At 72.8% G+C, this 20,658-nt stretch carries 21 protein-coding genes and 2 pseudogenes; 11 read left to right on the top strand and 12 right to left on the bottom strand.

The window, feature by feature from the left end; genetic code table 11:
- Positions 1-128: 128 nt before the first annotated feature.
- The 5 genes and pseudogenes from ABT015_RS29710 to ABT015_RS29690 form a co-directional block, all read right to left on the bottom strand.
- Positions 129-863 carry an alpha/beta fold hydrolase gene (locus ABT015_RS29710; RefSeq protein WP_350884488.1) on the bottom strand — a complete coding sequence of 245 codons (735 nt, stop codon included), beginning with the start codon at positions 861-863 and terminating at the stop codon, positions 129-131.
- Between the two features lie 146 nt (positions 864-1,009).
- Positions 1,010-1,411, bottom strand: a pseudogene (locus ABT015_RS29705) (thioredoxin family protein); the annotation flags it as partial.
- 106 nt (positions 1,412-1,517) lie between these two features.
- A complete protein-coding gene (locus ABT015_RS29700) occupies positions 1,518-2,258 on the bottom strand; it encodes a hypothetical protein (protein ID WP_350884486.1) in 741 nt (246 codons plus the stop codon).
- An 85-nt stretch (positions 2,259-2,343) separates the two neighbouring features.
- Positions 2,344-2,856: a DUF1990 domain-containing protein gene (locus ABT015_RS29695; RefSeq protein ID WP_350884484.1), complete on the bottom strand. Its 513-nt coding sequence runs from the start codon at positions 2,854-2,856 to the stop codon at positions 2,344-2,346.
- Entirely contained in the window at positions 2,853-3,695 is an 843-nt protein-coding gene (locus ABT015_RS29690; RefSeq protein ID WP_350884482.1) for a YndJ family protein, read from the bottom strand. Before ABT015_RS29690 ends, ABT015_RS29695 begins: the two co-directional genes overlap by 4 nt.
- Before the next feature lie 167 nt (positions 3,696-3,862).
- On the opposite strand from ABT015_RS29690, the gene ABT015_RS29685 reads away from it, so the two are divergent.
- Complete coding sequence (locus tag ABT015_RS29685; protein WP_350884480.1) at positions 3,863-4,132, top strand: DUF1876 domain-containing protein; 270 nt, start codon at positions 3,863-3,865, stop codon at positions 4,130-4,132.
- Complete coding sequence (locus ABT015_RS29680; RefSeq protein WP_350884478.1) at positions 4,129-4,332, top strand: hypothetical protein; 204 nt, start codon at positions 4,129-4,131, stop codon at positions 4,330-4,332. Before ABT015_RS29685 ends, ABT015_RS29680 begins: the two co-directional genes overlap by 4 nt.
- Positions 4,333-4,433: 101 nt before the next feature.
- On the opposite strand, the gene ABT015_RS29675 is transcribed toward ABT015_RS29680, so the two are convergent.
- The 4 genes from ABT015_RS29675 to ABT015_RS29660 form a co-directional block, all read right to left on the bottom strand.
- A complete protein-coding gene (locus tag ABT015_RS29675; protein WP_350884476.1) occupies positions 4,434-4,874 on the bottom strand; it encodes a PPOX class F420-dependent oxidoreductase in 441 nt (146 codons plus the stop codon).
- A 36-nt stretch (positions 4,875-4,910) separates the two neighbouring features.
- Entirely contained in the window at positions 4,911-6,521 is a 1,611-nt protein-coding gene (gene qcrB / locus ABT015_RS29670; RefSeq protein ID WP_350884474.1) for a cytochrome bc1 complex cytochrome b subunit, read from the bottom strand.
- Positions 6,522-6,714: 193 nt separating this feature from the next.
- A complete protein-coding gene (locus ABT015_RS29665; RefSeq protein WP_350884472.1) occupies positions 6,715-8,244 on the bottom strand; it encodes an MFS transporter in 1,530 nt (509 codons plus the stop codon).
- 184 nt (positions 8,245-8,428) lie between these two features.
- Positions 8,429-9,106 carry a TetR/AcrR family transcriptional regulator gene (locus ABT015_RS29660; RefSeq protein WP_350884470.1) on the bottom strand — a complete coding sequence of 226 codons (678 nt, stop codon included), beginning with the start codon at positions 9,104-9,106 and terminating at the stop codon, positions 8,429-8,431.
- Positions 9,107-9,353: 247 nt separating this feature from the next.
- Here ABT015_RS29660 and ABT015_RS29655 point away from each other — a divergent pair, with 247 nt between their 5' ends.
- On the top strand, positions 9,354-9,935 hold the full coding sequence (locus ABT015_RS29655) for a Uma2 family endonuclease (RefSeq protein ID WP_350884467.1): 582 nt from the start codon (positions 9,354-9,356) through the stop codon (positions 9,933-9,935).
- A gap of 120 nt (positions 9,936-10,055) precedes the next feature.
- Positions 10,056-10,844, top strand: a complete 789-nt coding sequence (locus ABT015_RS29650) for a VOC family protein (RefSeq protein ID WP_350884462.1) — start codon at positions 10,056-10,058, stop codon at positions 10,842-10,844.
- Between the two features lie 3 nt (positions 10,845-10,847).
- Here the strand turns inward: ABT015_RS29650 and ABT015_RS29645 are convergent, their stop codons facing one another.
- Together ABT015_RS29645 and ABT015_RS29640 are read right to left on the bottom strand one after the other, a co-directional pair.
- Complete coding sequence (locus ABT015_RS29645) at positions 10,848-11,372, bottom strand: hemerythrin domain-containing protein (RefSeq protein WP_350884460.1); 525 nt, start codon at positions 11,370-11,372, stop codon at positions 10,848-10,850.
- Positions 11,373-11,452: 80 nt separating this feature from the next.
- A complete protein-coding gene (locus ABT015_RS29640) occupies positions 11,453-12,049 on the bottom strand; it encodes a TIGR03086 family metal-binding protein (protein WP_350884458.1) in 597 nt (198 codons plus the stop codon).
- Between the two features lie 183 nt (positions 12,050-12,232).
- Between ABT015_RS29640 and ABT015_RS29635 the strand changes: the two genes are divergently transcribed.
- Together ABT015_RS29635 and ABT015_RS29630 are read left to right on the top strand one after the other, a co-directional pair.
- Positions 12,233-12,802, top strand: coding sequence for a DoxX family protein (locus ABT015_RS29635; protein WP_063346958.1), 570 nt, complete (start codon positions 12,233-12,235; stop codon positions 12,800-12,802).
- Between the two features lie 326 nt (positions 12,803-13,128).
- Positions 13,129-15,369, top strand: a complete 2,241-nt coding sequence (locus ABT015_RS29630; RefSeq protein WP_502897434.1) for a M9 family metallopeptidase — start codon at positions 13,129-13,131, stop codon at positions 15,367-15,369.
- Positions 15,370-15,463: 94 nt separating this feature from the next.
- Here the strand turns inward: ABT015_RS29630 and ABT015_RS29625 are convergent, their stop codons facing one another.
- Positions 15,464-16,225 carry a PP2C family protein-serine/threonine phosphatase gene (locus ABT015_RS29625; RefSeq protein WP_350884454.1) on the bottom strand — a complete coding sequence of 254 codons (762 nt, stop codon included), beginning with the start codon at positions 16,223-16,225 and terminating at the stop codon, positions 15,464-15,466.
- A gap of 158 nt (positions 16,226-16,383) precedes the next feature.
- Here ABT015_RS29625 and ABT015_RS29620 point away from each other — a divergent pair, with 158 nt between their 5' ends.
- The 5 genes and pseudogenes from ABT015_RS29620 to ABT015_RS29600 form a co-directional block, all read left to right on the top strand.
- Positions 16,384-17,526 carry an LLM class flavin-dependent oxidoreductase gene (locus ABT015_RS29620; protein ID WP_350884452.1) on the top strand — a complete coding sequence of 381 codons (1,143 nt, stop codon included), beginning with the start codon at positions 16,384-16,386 and terminating at the stop codon, positions 17,524-17,526.
- Positions 17,523-18,146, top strand: coding sequence for an FMN reductase (locus ABT015_RS29615; protein WP_350884450.1), 624 nt, complete (start codon positions 17,523-17,525; stop codon positions 18,144-18,146). Before ABT015_RS29620 ends, ABT015_RS29615 begins: the two co-directional genes overlap by 4 nt.
- Before the next feature lie 303 nt (positions 18,147-18,449).
- Complete coding sequence (locus tag ABT015_RS29610) at positions 18,450-19,484, top strand: Dyp-type peroxidase (protein ID WP_350884448.1); 1,035 nt, start codon at positions 18,450-18,452, stop codon at positions 19,482-19,484.
- Positions 19,485-19,512: 28 nt separating this feature from the next.
- Entirely contained in the window at positions 19,513-20,310 is a 798-nt protein-coding gene (locus ABT015_RS29605) for a family 1 encapsulin nanocompartment shell protein (protein WP_350884446.1), read from the top strand.
- A gap of 235 nt (positions 20,311-20,545) precedes the next feature.
- Positions 20,546-20,658, top strand: a pseudogene (locus ABT015_RS29600) (electron transfer flavoprotein subunit beta); the annotation flags it as partial.

Raw genomic sequence — 20,658 nt, 5'->3', positions numbered from 1 at the left:
ACGCCGGCGGGGCTTCGCGCAGACGAACGCGCGGACGAACGCGCCGACGAACGCGCGGACGAACCCGCCGACGAACGCGCGGACGAACCCGCCGATGGGTCCGCCGACGGGTCCGGGCCGAGGGCGGGTCAGAGCGCCGCGAGCTCGGCCAGCACCGCCGCCGTGTCGGCCGGGCGGGAGAACATCGGCCAGTGCCCGGTGGGCAGTTCGCGCAGCTCCCAGTTCGGCCCGTCGAGCCCGGCGAACCACGGGTGGCCGGCCGTGATCATCGCCTGCACCTGGGCGAGCGGGAAGGAACAGGTCACCAGGGCCTGCGGCAGCGCGGCCGAGGCGCCGGTCAGCCGCAGCCGGTCCCGGTACGCCCCGGCCGGGTGCGGGGTGGCCAGCTCGCGGATCCGGGCGAGCTCGGCCTCGTCCAAGCCCTCCACACTGGCGCCGTCGGCGGCGAGGTCGGCCCAGGAGGGCATCGGGAGGCGGCCGTCGACCACCGCGGCGTCGGCCGCCGCGCGGTGGTCGGGCTGCCAGAGGTCGTACAGCGAACCGCCGTCGATCATCGGGCCGCTGTCCAGGTAGACCACCCGGCGGATCCGCTCCGGCATCCGGTCGGCGAGGCCGCCGGCCGGGACGCAGGCGCCGCTGTGCGCCACCAGCACCACCTCCCACAGGTCCTCGCGGACCAGCAGGTCGGCCAGCGCGGCGATGTGCTCCGCCAGCCCGATCGGCTCGGCCTCGCCCGCGCGCTCCGCCAGCCCGGGCAGGGTCACGGGGTGGACGGTGTGCCCGGCGGCACGCAGCGGCGCGGCGACCTCGTCCCAGGCCCAGGCGCCGAGCCAGAAACCGGGGACCAGTACGAACGTGCTCATGGGGGGTCGCTCCTCGCGGTCGGGCGGGATCTCCGTCGCCGACGACTCCAGGACCGACCCCGGCCGGACTCCGCCCGGATTTCCGAGCGACCGGGCCCGGGGAGTCGCACTCCCCGGGCCCTCGGACCAGCGGACGCCCGGACGGGTCAGGCCTGGCCCCCGGCCGCCTGCTCCTGCGCGACCTTGCGCTTCACCTCGGCCATGTCCAGGTTCCTGGCCTGGCCGATCAGGTCCTCGAACACCGACTCCGGCAGCGCACCGGCCTGCGAGAAGACGAGCACGCCCTCACGGATGATCGCCAGTGTGGGGATCGACTGGATCCCGAACGCGGCGGCCAGCTCCACCTGCGCCTCGGTGTCCACCTTGGCGAAGACGAGGTCCGTGTGGCGCTCGGCCGCCTTCTCGTACACCGGGGCGAACTGGCGGCACGGCCCGCACCACCCGGCCCAGAAGTCGATGAGGACGAAGTCCTGGCCCTCCGGGCCCGGGACGATGTCGTCGAAGTTCTCCTTGGTCAGCTCGACCGTGCTGCTCATCTCGCGATTCCTTCCCTTCCGGAGGCGGCGCTACCGATCACGTGCTCGCGACAACCGTGCGCCCCGACGGGGTATTCCGCAGCCGGAGCCGCCTCCACCGGTAGCTGCCGGCGCCGGTTCAGCGCCCGGGCGCCACACACCGCGCGGAGCGCAGACCCCACGGGCGGGAGACCTCGTACGCCGCCAGCCGCTCGACCCGGGCCGGCCCCTGCACACCGGGCCAGCGCGGGTTCGGCGTGCCGTCGCCGATCAGGTGCTGCCGTTGCCAGACGCGGTTCCAGCCGACCCGCAGGGTGGGCTCGAAGCTGTGCCACCGTCCGCACGGGCACGGCTGCCGCACCCAGGCGCAGGTCCGGCAGAGTTCGGCCAGGCCGTGGCCGGTCGAGCGCGACAGCACCGGCTCCTCGTCCCCGCAGGCCGGGCAGCCGGGCAGGTCGGCGCCGTCCAGCAGGGCGTTCTGCCGCCGGACGTAGTCGGGCAGCCGCAGCGGCGGGTGGAGGAAGGGGTCCGCCCGCCAGGCCGCGTCCGGTGCGCCCCACCAGGGGCGGTTCCACCACACCGGCTCGGGCGGTTGCCGCCGCCCGGCCCGCTTCTGCGCCCGGCGCCGCGCCTCGTACTCCCGTGCCCCGGCCAGCCACAGAACCCGTGCCTCGTGCAGTTCCTCCACGGCCCGCACCAGCGAGTCCGGGTCGGCCTCCAGCAGCCTGGGCATCCGGGCGCTGAGCGTGAGGTGGTGGTAGGTGGCCCGGAAGCCGTACGGCGCGAAGCAGGTCAGGCAGGTCCGCAGGGCGTTGAGCCGTCGGCGCACCGGCAGCCGCTCGTCGTGCACCCGGGCCCGGTGGGTCAGGAAGCTGGTCACGGCTGCCCCGCGGCGACATCGAGGGCCGACTGCATGCGTATCACCGGGTGATCATGCCGGACGGCCCACCCGGCGGGCCAAGGCATTACCCCGCGTCCGCCGCGATCCGGGCCAGGACCCGGCCGCAGCGCCGGGCGAAGGCCCGCTGCGCGAGCGGCAGCAGCGGCCCCGCCAGCCGGGCGTACCGGGCGACCGGACGGCTGAAGGCGGTGACGCTGAACCAGACCGCCCCGTCCGCCTCCAGCTCGACCAGGAACGTCTCCTCGCCGCGGGCCAGATGGCCGGCCCGGGTGCCGTAGGTGAAGCCGTACCGGTCCGGGCCGTCGACGGTGGCCAGCACCCGGTTGGGGGCGCCGGCCCGGAGCGGGCCGACGCCGATCGCGCAGTGCACGGCGACGCCGGGGGCGGCCCGGTCCGCGTCGGTGTCGATCCGCACGCCGGCCAGCCGGTGCATCCGCCAGCCGAGCAGGGCGGCCCCGGCCACCTCCAGGGCGGGGCGGCCCCGGCCGATGAGTGCCCGGTGCCGCAGGTGGCGGTACCCGCCGGGCAGGTGGCCGGTGGCGCTGGCGCCCTGCTCCGGGTAGCTGAGGTCGGTCATCGGTGGTCCTCCGTGGTGGTGATCCGGCGCCAGGCGAGCAGCGAGCAGAGTGCGAAGCCGAGCGCGTTGCCGACGCCGTGGGTGGCGGCCATCCAGGCCAGGGTGGGGTGGGGGAGCCCGGACGCCTGGCCGAGGGCCCACCACAGGGCGAGCAGCATGGTGAGGGCGAGGACGGCCGAGGAGGCGGTGAGCAGCCGGGCGGTGACCGGGTCGGCGGCGCGGGGCCGCAGATCGCGCCAGGTGACCAGGCCGACCAGCCACATCCCGGTGGTGAGCACGCAGGCCCCGGCGAACTGGACCCAGGTGCCGAGGAAGTACCCGGCGAGCACCAGCAGCGTCCCGGCCGGCACGCTGAACGCGGCGCAGCGGGCGGCGCCGGAACCCGCCCGGGTGCTGCGGCAGACCAGCCCGGCGACGAGGGCGGCGGTGAAGCCGGCGTAGTGGAAGTGCGGGACGGTCAGTGCCAGGACGTGCGGTTCGAAGCCGAACAGCGGGTAGCCGGAGCGTTCGGCGACCAGGGCGGTGCCGGCCACCGCCGGGGCGGCGAGCGCGGTGAGGACGGCGAGTTCGGCGGGCGCGAGCGAGCGGGTCCGGCGCAGCCGCAGCGGGGCGTGGAGGGCGACGGCCAGGGTGCCGAGCGCGTAGAGGGCGGCGCTGCCGGTGGCGAGGCCGCCGCGCGGGAGCCAGAGCGAGAGCGCGCCGGGGACGGCGGCGAGCGGCCAGAGCCGGCGGACGCGGTCGAGGCCGGGTTCGCCGATCAGGGCGAGGCCGAGCGGGACGACGGCGCCCATACCGAGCAGGACCAGCAGGTTCACCAGCTCCGTCGTGCCTTTCCCCATGCCGGAAGCACCTCCTTGAACGCGTTCAAATCGTGGTCGTCGACGACTCTACGCCGCACAGTTGAACGCGTTCAACTTGCCCCCGGTCGGCCTGCCCTGGTGTTCACGGTGGGTGCGGCGCACTCTGGAGGAGTAACCGGAGGAGTGACCGATGGAGGTGATCCGCCATGCAGACTCTGGTCGGTTGGCACATCGAGATGGAGTTTCGCGAGGACGGCCCGCGCACGACCGCCGCGGCCATGCTGCGGCTGCGCGACGGCAGGGAACTGCGGGCCCACGGCTACAGCAGCCGCCACCCCTCGGACCCGGAACAGCTGCGGGTCGGCGAGGAGATCGCGGGGGCCAGAGCCCTCAACGACCTGGCCTCGCAGTTGCTCACCAAGGCCCACGGTGAGATCCAGGAGGTCAGCCCGATCCCGACCCACCCGTTGACGTGAGTGCCGCGCACCCGGACGGCGGCCACGCCGGCGGCCGGGAGCACCGTCCGCGCATCCCGCTGATCTGCCCGCGCTGCGGGCACGAGCAGCGGGTCGTGCCCGGCGGCCCCGACCGCGCGGTCAGGGTCGTGCACCTGGCGACGGGCCGGGAGGCGTGCGAACCCGGGGACCTGGCGAAGGCGCCGGACGACGGGCCCTGACAGCGGTCCCCGGGCAGCGTGAACGCTTCGGAACACGAACGGCGCCGGGGGCCGGGCACGCTCGTGCCCGGCCCCCGGCGCCACCGGGCCGCCCGACGGGGTCAGTTGACGCAGTACGTCGTCGGCAGCTGCCACTCGGGCCCGACCAGCCGCTGCTCCAGCTCGTTGAGCGTGATCCGGATGCCGACCGTCCCGGCCAGCCCGACCCGGAACCGGCTGCGGGCCAGCGCGATCAGCGCCGTCAGGCCGTACTTGTTGATCAGCGAGGTGCGGTAGCGGGCGGTGTCGTCCGGGTCGCAGAGCCGTGCGCGGGCCGGTACCGGCCGCCCGGTCGGGCGCCCGTGGGCGTCGCACGGGCCGACCAGCACCCGGGGGTGGCGCCGGATCCGTTCGGCCTCGCCGGAGTGGGCCGGGGTCCAGACGCCGAGCGCGGTGCCGTCGGGCACCACCCAGATCTGCGAGTCCCGGCGGGTGCCGTCCTCGCCGAAGGTGGTGAGCAGGAGGTATCTGTTGTCGGCGAGCTGGTCGGATCGGTCGTGCATCTGTCCTCCCTCTGGCGTGGGGACCGGGGCCGTGGGTCAGTGCCCGCGGCCCTCGGTGATCTCGCGGTACTCCTCGGCGGTGGGCTTGGCGATCCGGGCGTGTTCGCCGTGGAATCCGCGGGACAGCCGGGCGCGGGTGCGGGTGAGCACGCCCGCGCTCCGGGCGACTCCATTCTCGTCGACGGGGGCCGGCAGTTCGAGGGGGCGGGGCTGCTCGTGTGCGGTGAGCCGGTGCAGTTCGGCGGGCGCGAGCCCGGCGTGCACCTCGGTGAACTCGCCGTGCGGCAGGCGCCTGACGACGCCGGTCTCACGTCCGTGCAGCACCTTGTCGCGGTCACGGCGCTGGAGGCCGAGGCACCAGCGCCTGGTGATGACGAAGACGGCCGCCGGGACGACGAAGAAGCCGATCCGCACCGCGTAGGTGATGGCGTTGAGCGACAGGTGCAGACGGGTGGCGATGAGGTCGTTGCCGCCGCCGGCCAGCATCACCAGGTAGAGGCTGATCCAGGCGGCGCCGAGCGCGGTGCGGACGGGCGCGTTGCGCGGCCGGTCCAGCAGGTGGTGTTCGCGCTTGTCGTCGGTCACCCAGCTCTCGATGAACGGGTGGACCGCGATCGCGCCGAGGATCACCGGGAACAGCGTGAACGGGATCAGCACGCCGAGGTTGAGGGTGTGCCCCCAGAGCCCGACCTCCCAGCCGGGCATCACCCGGATCAGGCCCTCGGCGAAGCCCATGTACCAGTCGGGCTGGGCGTCGGTGGAGACCTGGTCGGGGCGGTACGGGCCGTACGCCCAGATCGGGTTGACGGTGGCGACGGCGGACATCAGCGCGACGGTGCCGAAGACCAGGAAGAAGAACCCGCCGGCCTTGGCCAGGTAGACCGGCATCAGCGGCATGCCGACGACGTTCTTCTCGGTCCTCCCGGGCCCGGGCCACTGGGTGTGCTTGTGGTGGAAGACCAGGATCAGGTGCGCCACCAGCAGGCCGAGCATGATGCCGGGCACGAGCAGCACGTGGACGGTGAAGAACCGCGGGATGATGTCGTGCCCGGGGAACTCGCCGCCGAACAGGAACATCTGGACGTAGGTGCCGACCAGCGGGACGGCCAGCACCACGCCCTCGATGAACCGGATGCCGGTGCCGGAGAGCAGGTCGTCCGGGAGCGAGTAGCCGAAGAAGCCGTCCAGCATGCCGAGGAAGAGCAGCAGGAAGCCGAAGACCCAGTTGACCTCGCGCGGCTTGCGGAACGCACCGGTGAAGAAGACCCGCATCATGTGCACGAACATGGCCGCGACGAAGACGACGGCGGCCCAGTGGTGGATCTGCCGGATCAGCAGCCCGCCGCGGACCTCGAAGCTGATGTCCACCGTGGAGGCGTAGGCCTGCGACATGGGCACGCCCTTGAGCGGGACGTACGAGCCGTCGTAGATCACCTCGCCCATGGAGGGCTTGAAGAACAGGGTCAGCCAGACGCCGGTCAGGATGATGATCAGGAAGGTGTACAGGCAGATCTCGCCCAGCATGAAGGACCAGTGGTCCGGGAAGATCTTGCGCAGGTTGGCCCTGGCCAGGGTGTGGATCCCCAGTCGGCCGTCCGCCCAGTCGACGGCCCGCCGCCCCCGTCCTGGGTTCTGATTCCGGGTCATGTGCACGCACCTCAGTCGGAACGAAGTGGGGATCATTCCCCGCTTCTCGCTGAGGTCACCATAATCGGGGAGTGCTCCCCACTTCTACCCGGGGCGGCTGTGCTCCGGACCCCGGAACGGCGAGCGGCCCGCCCGGCGCCCCAGGAGGGGGACACCGGACGGGCCGCGTACGCACCCGAGCAACCCGCAGGCGTCAGTGCGCCATCACCGGAACCTCGTCGCTCTTCGCCGCACCGGCGCCCGAAGCCGACGCCGCGTCCGGGCGACCGGCGTTCACGAGGGTGAAGGCGATCGCGGAGGCCGCCACCAGGATCCCGAAGGACACCCAGATCGCGGTCGTGAAGCCGTGCACCATGCCCTGGAACTGCAGGGCCTGGGCGGCCGCCGGCGACGAGGCGGCCGCGGCGGTCGCGTGCGAGGCCAGCCAACTGGTGGTGGCACTGGCCGCGATGGTGTTCAGCAGCGCGGTGCCGATGGCGCCGCCGACCTGCTGCGAGGTGTTGACCATCGCCGAGGCGACGCCCGCGTCGCGCGGCTGGACGCCGTGCGTCGCCAGGCTCATCGCCGGCATGAACGCGGTGCCCATGCCGAGGCCCATCAGGACCAGGCCGGGCAGGATCAGCATCGGGTAGGAGGTGTCCAGACCGATGTTGCTCAGCAGCAGCATGCCGATCGAGGCGACCAGGAAGCCGGGGGCCATCAGGAACCGCGCCGGGACGCGGGTCATCAGCCGGGCGCCGATCTGGGTCGAGCCGGTGATCATGCCCGCCACCATCGGCAGGAACGCGACGCCGGTCAGCACCGGGCTGTAGCCGCGCACGAGCTGCAGGTAGTAGGTCAGGAACAGGAACAGGCCGAACATGCCGATCACGGCCAGGCCGAGCGACAGGTACACCCCGCCGCGGTTGCGGTCCAGCACCACGCGCAGCGGCAGCAGCGGGGCCTTGACCCGGCGCTCCACCAGGACGAACGCGGTCAGCAGCACGGCGGCCGCGACGAACAGCCCCAGCGTGCTGGCGGCCGTCCAGCCGCTGGACTCGGCGCGGGTGAAGCCGTACACCAGCGAGACCAGGCCGCTGGTCACCAGCAGCACGCCGGGGACGTCCAGCCGGTTGCGGTTGCGGCCCTCGGCGGGCTCGCGGATCACCAGGACGGCGCCCACGGCGGCCACGATGGCGAACGGGACGTTGACGAAGAACGTCCAGCGCCAGTTCATGTACTCGGTCAGCAGACCGCCGAGGATCAGGCCGATCGCGCCACCGCCACCGGCGATCGCGCCGTAGATGCCGAAGGCCTTGGCGCGCTCCTTGGCCTCGGTGAAGGTCACCGCCAGCAGCGACAGCGCGGCCGGGGCGAGCAGCGCGCCGAACACGCCCTGGAGGGCGCGGGCGCCGAGCAGCATCGCGGTGTTGGCCGCGGCGCCGCCGAGCGCGGAGGCGAGGGCGAAGCCGGCCAGGCCGACCACGAAGGTCCGCTTGCGGCCCCAGAGGTCCGCGATCCGGCCGCCGAACAGCAGCAGGCCGCCGAAGGCCAGCGCGTAGGCGGTGATCACCCACTGGCGGTTGCCGTCGGAGATGCCCAGGTCCCGCTGGGCGGACGGAAGGGCGATGTTCACGATGGTGGCGTCCAGGACGACCATCAGCTGGGCGAGGCCGATGAATATCAGCGCCTTCCAGCGCCGGGGATCGGGCAGCGTCGCCGGTCGGGCGTCGGTTTCAGGCATGGAGGTACTCACTTCGGGGTGCGTGGCGTGCGACAAGGGCCGACCGCCGTACGGGGACGGCTGGTCGCCGTACGGGGCGTCGGTGCGGGGCGGGTGGTGCGGGACGTGCGGGGATCGGCTTCCGGCGGGCCGGTGGTCGGCACGGTCCGGAGGGTGGGTCGGTCGGTCGGGGTACCGCTGTGGGTCAGTGGTGGGGTTGGAAGTCCTCGAAGGTCGCGGCCCGGCCGGGCAGCACCGAACGGGCCGGCGTGCGCAGCCCGTCCAGGAACAACTGCAGGTGCCGGTGGACGAAGTCGTCGAGCAGCTGGCAGGACGTCCCCGGCAGCGGCCGGGTCAGCTGGCTGATCGCGATGAACAGGTCACCGTGGTCGACGTCCGCCCGCAGTTCACCCGCCGCCCGGGCGCGCTCCATCAGACCGCTCACGGCGGCCGTCAGGCGCACGCGGGCCTCGGTGAGGTCCGGGTCGAACGGGTCGACATGGCTGGTGAACATCGGGCAGAGCGCGCCGAGCTTCTCCGCGACGGTCGCGTGCGCGAACCGCTGCAGGGCGTCGAACGGGACGCCGTCAGGGGCGTCCGCCTCGACCGTCGCCGTCTCGGCGAGGGCCAGGATACGGCTCTTGACGAGCAGCGCCACCTCGCGGACCAGCGCCGAGCGGTCCGGGAAGTTCCGGTACAGCGTGGCGTTGCCGACCCCGGCCCGCTTCGCGATCTCGTCCAGCGGCACGTCCGCGCCGTGCTCGACGAAGGCGTCGCGAGCCGCCAGGACGATCCGCTCCCGGTTGCGGGTCGCGTCAGCGCGCAGCTTGGGCGCACGGACGGTCTCCACGGGTCGGACCGGCTCGGTGGCGGCGGTGGTCACGGCGACTGCTCCTTCAGGATACCGGGGAAGTTCTCCCCGCTTCTGCCTACGAAAGACCAAACGGGGATTCCGTCCCCGGAAATTTCGGCTTTTGCTGTGACCTGGATCACATTTCCTGTGCCGCCGTCCGGCCATGGGTAGGGCCATGGCCGGACGGCGGGCGCTATCGGCGGAAGCCGGACGGCCCGTAACCACTCGCCGGTGTGTTCGTTGCACGGCAGGGTGCCCAGGCGAAGGAGGAAAGCCCATGACTGCGATCTCCGAGCGCCCGCACATGCTGCCCGAGGAGTTCGAGGAGATTGCCGACCTCGTAGCCCGCCGCGCAGAGGGAATCCGGCTGGAGTTCATCAACGGGAAGCTGGGGATCAAGCCCGTGCCGGACGGCGACCGCAGCATGATCATCGAGTGGCTGACGCGGATCTGCATCCAGGCGCGTCCCGATTTGTGGCTGTACAACCACGGTTTGAAGATTCGGTCCTACCGTGGCGGACGCGCTCACCCGGACGGCACGCTCGCCCCCAGCGGCACCGTTGCCGGTCAAGGGGAGTGGGCCGACGCTGACGGTGTGCTGATGGTCGTCGAGGTCACCTCCTACGACTCGGACACCGACCGGCGCGATCGCGTCGAGAAGCCTCGGGCTTATGCCGAGGCCGGCATCCCGATCTACTTGCTGATCGACCGGGATTCAGCCGAGGTCGTCGTCCATAGCCAGCCCGACGGCGTCCGTTACGAGACCGCGCAGATCCTCCCGTTCGGCAGGACCGTCCACCTCCCCGAGCCGGTGGGGATCTCGCTGGACACCGAGCCGCTCAAGAACTGGGTGCGCTGATCCCGGCCATGCCTCCCGGAACGTGCTACGCCCATCCCCCTAGGCTGTGGGCGTCCCGGGCGGCCGGTGGGCCGTGGGAGTCGGGAGGGGCCCGGCGGCCGGGGGGCGAGGAGGTCCGCGATGGGCAGCGGTGAGACCGCCGAGGTGCGCTGCGTGGCGGCCGTTCCGTGCTGGGTGAGCCTGACGGCCCGGGACCTGGAGGGGGCGAAGGCGTTCTACGGGCCGCTGCTCGGCTGGGAGTTCGAGCCGGGGCCGGACCGCTTCGGCCCGTACCTGCACGCGGTGACCGGCGGGGAGGCGGTGGCCGGGCTGGGGGTCGCGGGCAGCGACTGGGCGATGCCGGTGGCGTGGACCAGCTACTTCGGGACGGAGAGCGCGGACGAGGCCGCCGACGCGGTGCGCGAGCGCGGCGCGACCCTGGCGGTGGGCCCGCTGGCCTTCGACGCCGGGCGGGTGGCCTTCGCGGCGGACCCGGCCGGGGCGGTGTTCGGCATCTGGGAGGGCCCGCTGGGCCGGGCCCGACGGCTGGACCTGCCGGGCGCACCGGTCTGGATCGAGCTGCGCACGCCGGACCCGTTCGCGGCGGCCCTGTTCTACGGGCAGGTGTTCCGCTGGGACGGCCGTGACCCGGAGCGGTTCGACGTCCGCTGGGAGCACGACCGGGTGGTGCTGCGGGCGGAGGGCCACAGTGTCGCCGCACTGGCGAGGGAGCAGGCGGGCGGTGCGGCCGGGCTGCCGCCGCACTGGGAGGTGTCCTTCGCCGTTCCGGACGCGGACCGGGCGCTGGCCCGGGCCGTGGAGCTGGGCGGTTCGGTGGTGGGAGCCGCCTTCGACTCCCCGTACGGGCGGGTGGCCCGGTTGCAGGACCGGGAGGGCGGCCGCTTCGCGGTGATCAGCCCGAAGAACTGACGTTCACGGCTCAGTGCTGCCCGCCTCGGCGGGTCCCGCGCCCTCAAGGCCCTCGGCGCCCTCAAGGCCCTCGACGTCCTCGGCGGTTTCCGCGCGTTCGGCCCGCAGCCGGTCGCCGAGCGCGGCTCGGGTGGTGGCGGGCAGGGCCTTGCGGGCGGCCGGGAAGAGCTGCTTCTCCTCGACGGCGAGGTGGCGCCGCAGGGTGTCGGCGAGGCCGCGCAGCAGGGTGTCGAAGGCCGGGTCGGCCGGGCCGAGCCCCTGGAGGTCGGAGAGGTACTGCCCGATCGCCAGGTGCTCGTGGATGCTGCCGAACACCAGCGCCCCGCCGTCCGGTACGTCGTGCTGCACGAGCGGGAAGAGGTGTTCCTCCTCGGCCGCGCAGTGGGTGAACAGCAGGTCGGTCAGCCGGGCCAGCAGGTCGGCGCGCTCGGCGGCGCCGGCGGGTGCCCGCTCGATCCGGTCGAGCAACTCGGTGACCGCCCGGTGGTCGGCGGTGAACTCGCCGAGGATGTCCGGCCTGCGGCTCATGGCGTGCCCGCCTCTCGCACGGATCGTGGCCCCCGCTCCTTCCAGTATCCGGCGTCGGGTACCACGCCGGTCGCCGCAGGTCAGGGCCGGTCGTGCCGCCCGGTGAGGGCGAGCAGGCGGGTCTGCGGGCCGGCGTCGTCGGGGACGGGCAGGGGCGGGTCGAACAGGCCGCTCCCGGAGAGGTTCCCGTAGCCGGCGAACTCGCCGAGGGCGAAGTCGACGAGTTCCGCCGGGAGCCGGGTGCGCCGTCCGACGGCTTCGGCGAGGTCCCAGCTGTGGATGACGAGGTCGGTGGTGAGCTGGTCCAGGTAGTACTGCCCGGAGACGTCCCCGAAGGAGAGGTGGACGGTGAGCTCGGTGGCGCCGGGGACGGCGAAGGCGTCCCGGGCGGCGTCGGCGGCTTCCGTCCAGGTGGTGACCGGGTCGTCGCCGAGGACGTCGCCGTCGAAGCGGCCGCCGACCTCGGAGATGGTGGCGCCCATCAGCAGTTCGGGGATCCACAGCTGTTCGCCGGTGAGGTGGTTGACGAGTTCGCGGACGGACCAGTCGGCGCACGGGGTGGGGGCGTCCCACTGGCGGGGGGTGATCAGCCGGACGCGTTCGCCGAAGGCGGCGAGGGCTTCGGGGTAGGGCGTGCCGGGTTTCGCGGTCCGCCGGTGCTGCCTGCGTTGAGCCATGTCTCCACCCTGCCCCGGGCCGGGTCCGGCCCGCGAGTTGTCCACGATCCGTCAGTTGTTCAAATTCGAACTCCAAGGTACGGTCGAGGAGCGGCCGGTTCAAATTTGAACAACAACCGCGGGGTGACCCGCCCGGCCGCACCACCACACCCCTACGACCGATCCCGATCGATGGAGACGCGCATGCCGAGCAGCAGCCCGAGCACGACCGCCCCCACCACCACCGTCCTCCCGGGCCGGGCGACCCCCGACTCCGCGACGACCTCCCCGCACGCCTATGACGCCGGACTCCTGCTCCTGCGCCTGGCCCTCGGCCTGACCATGGCCGCGCACGGCAGCCAGAAGCTGTTCGGCTGGTTCGGCGGCGGCGGGATCGACGGCACCGGTCAGTTCTTCACCATGAGCGGCTACCCGGCGGGCAACGCCATGGCCGTGGTCGCCGGCCTCACCGAGACGCTCGGCGGACTGGCCCTCGCCGTCGGCCTGCTGACCCCGCTGGCGGGTGCCGCGATCGTCGGCACGATGGTCAACGCGATCGCCGTCACCTGGGGCGGCGGCTTCTTCGCCCCGAAGGGCAGCGAGTACGAGCTGCTGCTCACGGCGGGTGCCGCCGCGCTCGCCCTGACCGGCCCGGGCCGCTACGCCGTGGACCGCTTCCTGCCGGTGCTGCGCGCCCACCGGCTGGCGTACGGCGCGGCGGCGGTTCTGGTCGGCCTGGTGACGGCCGGTGTGATCCTGCTGCTGCGGAAGTAGTGCGGAAGTAGTCGAGCGGGGCGTCAACCCCCGAGCGCAGGGGCCGTGTCGGCGATTCGCCGGCACGGCCCCTGCGTCGTTCCCCCGCCAATCGCTCACATGAGCAGGGCTATCCAACGTCATGTGATGTGTGCCATGGTACATGTCACACTCCCCACCGTGTGTACGACGGAGCCGCCCACAGGCGCCGTCGCCAACGGTCCTCACCCCCCCCCCACCGGCCGCACCCCCAATGCGGCCGACGACGGCCCGGAGGCCCCCACGTGAGTTCCGCGCGTCTGCTGCGACTCCCGCAGCTGGCAAGGCTGTTAGTGCTCGCCCTGACCATGTTCCTGACGATCGGCCTGTTCGCCCCGCAGAGCAAGGCCGCCCCCGCCGCCGCCCCCGCCGCCGCCCCCGGCGGCGCGTCCGCCCCCACCACCCCCGCCGGACCGGCGCCGCAGCCCGCCGCCGGCGCCCCCGAACGCGGCCACACCGACCGGCAGTTCGCCTCTGTCGACCAGCGAGCCCCGCTCCCGCTCGACACCCGGCCGGCCGAGGCCCGGCCGACCGCCAAGGCCTTCTCCCTCGGCGCGGCGGCCGCCCAGCCCTGCAACGTCGGCGACTTCACCGGCCGGACGGGCGGCGACCTGGTCCAACACATCAAGGCCGCCGACATCCAGTGCGTCAACGGGCTCTTCCAGCTCACCGGCGCGGACGCGAGGGGCGCGTTCCGCGAGGAGCAGATGACCACCGTGGCGTACGCGCTGCGCGACGCGTCCGGCAGCTACCCGGGCGACAACTCGACCTCCGTCGAGCAACTGGTGCTGTACCTGCGCGCCGGGTACTTCGCGCAGTGGTACCACAAGGACGACGTCGGCACCTACGGCACCGCCCTCCAGACGGCGATCCGTTCCGGGCTGGACGCCTTCTTCGGCGGCGCGCACGTGCGGGACGTCGCCGCGGGCAACGCGCCCATCGTGGGCGAGGCCGTCACCCTGATCGACAGCGCGCAGGAGAACATCCGCTACCTCCCGGTGGTCAAGCGGCTGCTGAACGACTACAGCAGCGCCACCTGGAACCCGGCCGGCATGGCCTGGGCGGTGAACCCGGTCTTCACGGTGCTGTTCCGCGGCCACCAGGTGACCGGCTTCGACGCGGCGGTCGAGGCCGACCCGAGCGTGCTGGACGCGCTGTCCGGCTTCGCGACCCGCAACAACGACCAGCTCGGCGGCGACTTCGGCGTGCTGGTCTACAACGCGGCCAAGGAGCTGACCCGCTTCCTGAAGGACACGGCGCTCCAGCCCAAGGTCCGTCCGCTCGCCAAGTCGCTGGTCGCGCAGTCCGCGCCGAACGGTCGCACCGTCTACCAGTGGGCCGCGGTCGCGGACGGGGTCGGCTACTACGACGCCGCCAACTGCGCCTACTACGGCACCTGCAACGCCTCCGACCAGCTCAAGGCGGGCGTGCTGACGGTCGACTACACCTGCAGCCCGAGCATCAAGCTGATCGCCCAGGCGCTGGACAACACCCAGCTGGGCACCGCCTGCACCAGCCTCACCGGCCAGGACGCGTACTTCCACTCGGTGGTGCGCGACAACGGTCCGGTCAAGGACGACGGCAACACCACGATCGAGGTCGTGGTCTTCCACTCCTCCCTGGACTACCAGGTGCTGGCCGCGGCCATCTACGGCATCGACACCAACAACGGCGGCATGTACCTGGAGGGCGACCCGGCCAAGGCCGGCAACCAGCCGCGCTTCCTCTGCTACGAGGCCGAGTGGGCCCGCCCGTCGTTCGAGATCTGGAACCTCAACCACGAGTACACCCACTACCTCGACGGCCGGTTCGACATGTACGGCGACTTCAACGCCGGCATGACCACCCCGACCGTCTGGTGGGTCGAGGGCTTCGCCGAGTACATCTCGTACTCGTACCGCAAGGTGACCAACGACGCCGCCATCGCGGCGGCCGCCCAGCACACCTACAAGCTGAGCGACCTCTTCGACACCGCCTACGGTGACCAGGACCGGGTCTACCGCTGGGGCTACCTCGCCGTCCGCTACATGCTGGAGCAGCACCGCGGCGACCTGGACTCCGTCCTCGCCAAGTACCGCGTCGGCGACTGGGCCGGCGCCCGCACCCTGCTCAAGACCACCATCGGCACCCGCTACGACGCCGGCTTCGACAGCTGGCTGACGGCGTGCGCCAACGGCGCCTGCGCCTCCGGCGGCGGCACGCCCACCCAGCCGCAGCTGCCGGAGTGCGCCGGCACCGACATCCGCAAGCTGGACGCCAACTGCGCCCGTAGCAACATCGCGGCGACCACCGGCAACTACGCGCACTTCTACCTCCTGGTGCCGGCGGGCACCAAGCAGGTGAAGGTCACCACCAGCGGCGGCACCGGCAACGGCGACCTCTACTACAACCCGGCCGGCTGGGCGTACACCGACGCCAGCACGGCGCACTCGTCGGGTCCGGACAACTCCGAGACCCTGACGATCACCAACCCGCCGGCCGGCTACGTCTACTTCAGCCTCTACGCCCAGCAGGGCTTCAGCGGGGTGAGCGTCACGAGCGAACTCTGACCGGACGCTCGTCGAGCGACCGAAACACGGACAGGTGACCGCCCCGGCGGAGCGCTTCGGCGCCCCGCCGGGGCGGGTCCGTTCCAGCTGGCGGCTACTCGCCGATCCGGACCAGCGCCAGGGTGATGTTGTCCGGCCCCCCGGCCGCGATCGCCGCCTTCCAGAGCTCGAACGCGGCCCTCCCGTCGGCGCGGTCGGAGCCGTCGTGCGGTTGTGCGAGCAGCGCGGCCAGTTCCTCCTCCGGCACCGGGTCGGTCAGGCCGTCGCTGCACACCAGGTAGCGGTCGCCGGTGGCCAGCGGTGCGGCGCGTACGTGCGGCTCGACGAAGGTCAGTCCGAGCGAGCCGCCCAGGGTCTGGGTGACCACCGAGGTGGTGCGCCGGCCGGGCGGCAGCGGCGGGCTGTCGTCCACGCTCACCCGGCGCAGCCCGTCCGGGGTGACCTGGTAGACCCGGCTGTCGCCCACGTTGAAGGCCACCGCCCGGTCGGGCAGCAGGACCAGGCCGGCCACCGTGGTGCCCATCGCGGCCAGTTCGGGTTCGCCCGCGGCGGCCGCGTACACCGCCCGGTTGCACTCCTGGAGTTCCTCCCGGACGGCCTCCTCGCCGTCCAGTCCGGCGCCGTCGGCGGCCAGTCGGCGGGCCACCAGGGCGCTGGCGACCTCGCCGCCGGGGTGGCCGCCCAGGCCGTCGGCCACGGCGACGACGCAGGGCGGGCCGAGCGGGAACAGCAGGGTCTGCGGGTTGCCGGTCACGGTGGCGCAGAGTGTCCACGGCCCGACCGTGAGGCTGTCCTCGTTGTGCTGCCGCACCAGGCCCTCGTGGCTCAGCGCGCTCACCGCGATGTACGTCGCCATCGGTTCGCCGCCCTTCCGGAGCTCCCCCCTCAATTGTGGGCGGGAATAACGATCCGCACCCGGGTGCTAAGGTGGTTGAAAGTTTAACGATCCGCCCCGAGAACCCCGTGCGCCCCGAGCGCCCGGGCGAGGGGCCGACCTGGAGTGTGGTGAGCAGCATGCAGTTCGGAATCTTCACCGTCGGCGACGTCACCCCCGACCCGACCACCGGCCGCACCCCGAGCGAGCACGAGCGGATCAAGGCCATGGTGGCCATCGCGCGCAAGGCCGAGGAGGTCGGCCTCGACGTCTTCGCGACCGGCGAGCACCACAACCCGCCGTTCGTCCCGTCCTCGCCGACGACCATGCTCGGCTACATCGCCGCGCAGACCGACCGCATCATCCTCTCCACCTCGACCACGCTGATCACCACCAACGACCCGGTGAAGATCGCCGAGGACTTCGCGATGCTCCAGCACCTCGCCGACGGCCGGGTGGACCTCATGATGGGCCGCGGCAACACCGGCCCGGTCTACCCGTGGTTCGGCAAGGACATCCGCCAGGGCATCCCGCTCGCGATCGAGAACTACGCGCTGCTGCACCAGCTGTGGCGCGAGGAGGTGGTGGACTGGCAGGGCCGCTTCCGCACCCCGCTGCAGTCCTTCACCTCCACCCCGCGCCCGCTGGACGGCGTCGCGCCGTTCGTCTGGCACGGCTCGATCCGCAGCCCGGAGATCGCCGAACAGGCCGCCTACTACGGGGACGGCTTCTTCGCGAACAACATCTTCTGGCCCAAGGAGCACTTCCAGAAGCTGATCGCCCTCTACCGCGAGCGCTACGCCCACTACGGCCACGGCACGCCCGAGCAGGCGTACGTCGGCCTCGGCGGGCAGGTGTTCATGCGGCGCAACTCGCAGGACGCGGTGCGGGAGTTCCGGCCGTACTTCGACAACGCGCCGGTGTACGGGCACGGGCCCTCGCTGGAGGAGTTCACCGAGCAGACCCCGCTGACCGTGGGCAGCCCGCAGGAGGTCATCGAGAAGACGCTGGCCTTCCGCGAGTCCTTCGGCGACTACCAGCGCCAGCTGTTCCTGATGGACCACGCCGGCCTGCCGCTGAAGACCGTGCTGGAGCAGCTGGACCTGCTCGGCGAGGAGGTCGTGCCGGTGCTGCGCGAGGAGTTCGCCAGGAACCGCCCGGCCGCGGTGCCGGACGGGCCGACGCACGCCGCGCGGGTCGCGGCCCGCGACGAGGAGTCCGCCGACGGGAAGTCCGCCGACGGGAAGTCCGTCGACGGGGAGACCATGGAGGTGGCCAAGTGACCGCGTACCGGCTGGTGGTGGTGAGCGCCGGGCTGAGCAAGCCGTCCTCGACCCGGCTGCTGGCCGACCGCCTCTCCGAGTCGACGATCCGTCAACTGTCCGACGATGGGCGGCAGGTGGACGTCACGGTGGTCGAACTGCGCGACCTGGCCACGGAGATCGCCCACCACTTCGTCACCGGCTTCCCCGGCGCGGCACTGCGCGGGGCGATCGACGCGGTGACCGGAGCGGACGCGGTGATCGCGGTGACGCCGATCTTCACCGCCTCCTACAGCGGCCTGTTCAAGTCCTTCTTCGACCTGGTCGACCACGACGCGCTCACCGGCAAGCCGGTGCTGATCGCCGCCACCGGCGGCACGCCCCGGCACTCGCTCGCCCTGGAGCACGCCGTCCGGCCACTGTTCAGCTACCTGCGCGCGGTGGTGGTGCCGACCGCCGTCTACGCGGCCACCGACGACTGGGGCACGGCGGGGGACGGGCTCACCGACGGCCTCCCGGGCCGGATCGACCGCGCGGCGGGCGAACTGGCGGCCCTGCTGGCCGGCCGCGGCCCGGCGGCGCCGGCGCTGCCCGAACAGGTGGTGCCGTTCGCCGAGCAGCTGGCGGCCCTGCGCGTCTGACAGCGCCTGACAGCCGGGGTGGAAGGGGCGGGCGCGTGACGGCGCGTCCGCCCCTTCCGCGTGCCCACCGGCCGCGGGCGCCCCCGAACGGCCTCGGCGGACGGTGCGTCCGGGAGAGCCGTCCGGGGGAGTGCCGCCCGCGCCGAATGGTCCGCTATGGGGTGTAATCGTACGCATGATCAGATGTCCGCTGGTCCGTCACGCCGTCGGCCCGCCCGGCCGGCAGCGGCCGCGGCAGGCTGACCACCGGCCATGAGCGGGACGCCCCCCGGCCTCCCGTGCCACCGTGGAGGAACCCTCGCCATGCAGGCCGAACCGCAAGCCGTGCTCTCCCCGCTGACCAGCGCGGCGGTCTTCCTGGTCCTCACCGTCGAGCCCGGCGGCGAGGACGCCGTCCGCGACCTGCTGCCCGATCTCGCCGGGCTGCGCCGCGCGGTCGGCTTCCGGGCCCCCGAGGGTGGCCTCACCTGTGTCACCGGCATCGGCTCGGACGCCTGGGACCGGCTCTTCGACGGCCCCAGGCCGGCAGGCCTGCACCCCTTCCGGGAGGTGGCCGGCACTCGCCACCGGGCCCCGGCCACCCCCGGTGACCTGCTGCTGCACCTGCGGGCCGCCCGGATGGACCTCTGCTTCGAGCTGGCCGGCCAGCTCACCGGCCGACTGGCCGGGGCGGCCACCGTGGTGGACTCCGTCCAGGGCTTCAAGTACTTCGACGACCGGGACCTGCTCGGCTTCGTCGACGGCACCGAGAACCCCGAGGGCCGGGCCGCCGAGACCGCCGCCGTGGTCGGCGCCGAGGACCCGGGCTTCACCGGCGGCAGCTACGTCGTCGTCCAGAAGTACCTGCACGACCTGGACGCGTGGAACGCGCTGAGCGTCGAGGACCAGGAGCGGGCGGTCGGCCGCACCAAGCTCACCGACATCGAGCTCGACGACGACGTCAAACCGGCCGACTCGCACGTCGCGCTCAGCATCGTGACCGGGCCGGACGGCGAGGAACGGAAGATCGTCCGCTACAACATGGCCTTCGGCTCGTTCGACCGCGGCGGCGAGTTCGGCACCTACTTCATCGGCTACGCGCGCGACCCCGAGGTGACCGAGGAGATGCTGCGCAACATGTTCGTGGGCCGCCCGCCCGGCACCACCGACCGGCTGCTCGACTTCTCCACCGCCGTCACCGGCTCGCTGTTCTTCGTCCCGACCGCCGACTTCCTCGACGCCCCGCCGCCCGCGCCACCGGCGCCCCCGGTGCGGTCGGCGCCGCCCGCTCCGCCCGCGCCGAGTGCTCCCCCCGCGACCGGCTCGCTCGGCATCGGCAGCCTGCGCGGCACGCCCTGAACCGGACCTCCCGACAAGGACCCGCACCATGAACAACCTGCACCGCGACCTCGCCCCCGTCTCCGCCGCAGCCTGGGCGGAGATCGAGGAGGAGGCCCGCCAGACCTTCAAGCTCCACATCGCCGGCCGCCGCGTGGTCGACCTGAACGGCCCCGACGGCTCCACCCTCGCCGCCGTCGGCACCGGCCACCTGACCGGCATCGAACCGCCCGCCGACGGCGTCCAGGCCCACGCCCGCGCCGCCCAGCCGGTGGTCGAGCTGCGGGTCCCCTTCACCGTCCGCCGCGAGGCCGTCGACGACGTCGAGCGCGGCTCCCGCGACTCCGACTGGCAGCCGGTGAAGGACGCCGCCCGCACCATCGCCCTCGCCGAGGACCGCGCCGTCTTCGAGGGCTACCGCGCCGCCGCCATCGAGGGCATCCGGGCCGGCTCCACCAACCCGCCGGTCCAGCTCCCCGAGGACGTCCGCGAGTACCCCGAGGCCGTCAGCCGCGCCCTCACCGCGCTGCGCCTGGCCGGCGTCGGCGGCCCCTACTCGCTGCTGCTCGGCGCGGACACCTTCACCGCCGTCAACGAGACCAGCGACCACGGCTACCCCGTCCACAACCACCTCGCCCGCCTCCTCGACGGGGACATCATCTGGGCCCCCGCCATCGAGGGCGCCCTCCTCCTGTCCACCCGGGGCGGAGACTTCGAGCTCTTCCTCGGTCAGGACGTCTCCGTCGGATACCTCTCCCACGACGCCGACACCGTGCGGCTCTACCTCCAGGAGTCCCTCACCTTCCGCGTCTACACGGGGGAGGCCGCCGTGGTGCTGGCCGCCTGAGGGCGGCCTGAGGCCCAGCGCATATCGGGAAGGGTACTGAGTTCCTTTACCAGGGGTACTGAGTGCCGTATCCTCTTCGTGGAGCCTCCGACACCAGTCGAAGAGCGCCGACACGGTATGCCGGTCCAGGTGGCGCTCACGGCGCGCAGGGCGCGGCCGGGCCGGGATTGGCACTCAGTACCCTCGGCATGACGTGAGGCCATGGACCAGCGCGACCGTGACAGGAGAACCACTCATGAGCTTGAGGATCGTCGTCTGTGTGAAGTACGTGCCGGACGCGACGGGTGACCGTCGGTTCGCGGACGACCACACCACCGACCGGGAGGGTGTGGACGGCCTCCTGTCGGA

This window comes from Kitasatospora sp. NPDC094016, assembly GCF_040304045.1.
Taxonomy (GTDB): Bacteria; Actinomycetota; Actinomycetes; order Streptomycetales; family Streptomycetaceae; genus Kitasatospora.
The sequence above is the reverse complement of the archived record's forward strand: the minus strand, read 5'-3'. Positions and strand labels throughout refer to the sequence as shown.